This is a genomic window from Streptomyces sp. N35 (assembly GCF_016464295.1).
GTDB lineage: Bacteria > Actinomycetota > Actinomycetes > Streptomycetales > Streptomycetaceae > Streptomyces.
This window is the reverse complement of sequence record NZ_JAEIMH010000195.1, coordinates 1-1,403: the sequence shown is the minus strand read 5'-3', so window position 1 is coordinate 1,403 and position 1,403 is coordinate 1. Positions and strand designations below refer to the sequence as shown.

The window sequence follows — 1,403 nt, the reverse complement described above, 5'->3', positions numbered from 1 at the left end:
CCCGCCGGCTCGGCGTGGGGGGGGGGGGGGGGGTGGCGCGGGGGGGGGGGGGAGGGGCGTGGGGGGCGAGGGGCGGGGACGGGGCTGGTGGAACGGGGGCGGCCGGGGGCGGTGGGCCCTTGCCGCGGTATGGGATCGGGGTGCATGCCGAGCGGGAGAGCGCGACCGGCCGTGGTGCGGCGCTCGCGGTCGCGCGGCACAACGGACGTGCCGACCGGCTCTTCGACCTCGACCTCCACGTGGGCGGGGACGCCGCCGACCCCGCGCGGGCCAAGCGCGCGGCCCGTCAACTGGTCCAGGACAAGCGGGTGGTGGCGGTGCTCGGTCCGGCCTCTGAAGCGGCCGTACGGGCTATCGCCGCCACGTATCAGGTGGTGTCCATGCCGCTGCTGCTCACCACGCCGCTCGCCGGCGAGCTGGACGCGACCCAGCGCCGCGGCCTCCTGAAGCTCTGCCCCGACCTCAACACCCAGCCCAGCGCGATGACCCTGTTTCTGTCGGCCGTCGAACCCGTCACCAGGACAGCGGTCGTCGAGGACCGGTCGGGCGGTGAGATGAGCTGGCGTTTCGCGCGGTCCCTGAAGGAGTTCCCGCCGTCCGGAGGGAGCGCCACGGTGCACCAAGTGGCCGCCGACAGCGGTGACTTCACCGCGGCGGCCACGGCGGCGCTCACCGCCGGAGCTCAGGCCGTCGTGTACGCGGGAGTCTCGGCCGAGCGCGCGGCCGGCCCCCCCCTTTCCCCCGCCGTGGCCGGCTCCAAGGGCCCGCGCCTGGCGCCCGACCCGGCCCTCGCCGGCTCCCCGGCGGCCGCGGGCGACGCCGCCGACGGCTGGACGTTCACCGCGACCTTCACGGACCCGGCCGAACTCCCGCGCGCCGAGGGATTCGTGACCGCGTACCGCGAGCGCTACGACGTGGCCCGGGCCGACCGCCATGCCGTCGAGGCGTACGACGCCGTGCTGTGCCTGGCCTCGGCGATGTCGGCGCTCGGCCCCGGCCGGATCGAGCGTGGCGCGATCGTGGGCCGGGTGGAGAAGGCCACGTACAAGGGACTGGCCAAGACGATCACGATCAGCCCGTCCACCCACGCCCTCGACATCGGCAGCGGCCTGTTCCTGTGGCGCATCGAGAAGGGGCGGGAGCGCTTCCTCGGGCTGGCCAAGGAGCTCTGACGTACAGCGGAGGCATGAGGCTCTGACGTACAGCGCAGGCATGCGGAAGGGGCGCCCGCCGAAGCGAACGCCCCTCACCGCACAGCCGGTTGAGCCGACAGGCGAGCCGAGCTAACCGACGACCGTCCACGTATCGCCACCCGCAAGCAGCGCCCCCAGATCACCCTTGCCGTTCTGCTCGATGGCCGCGTCCAGTTGGTCGGACATGAGGGTGTCGTAGACCGGGCGGTC

1 protein-coding gene and 1 pseudogene are annotated in these 1,403 nt (G+C 74.3%); one reads left to right on the top strand and one right to left on the bottom strand.

The window, feature by feature from the left end; translation table 11 throughout:
* The first annotated feature begins 119 nt into the window (after nt 1-119).
* Nucleotides 120-1,172 (top strand): ABC transporter substrate-binding protein, encoded by a 1,053-nt coding sequence (locus tag JAO81_RS41810; protein WP_199553238.1) that lies wholly within the window; start codon nt 120-122, stop codon nt 1,170-1,172.
* Between the two features lie 111 nt (nt 1,173-1,283).
* On the opposite strand, the pseudogene JAO81_RS41805 reads toward JAO81_RS41810, so the two are convergent.
* Nucleotides 1,284-1,403 (bottom strand): annotated as a pseudogene (locus tag JAO81_RS41805) (2-oxoacid:ferredoxin oxidoreductase subunit beta); the annotation flags it as partial.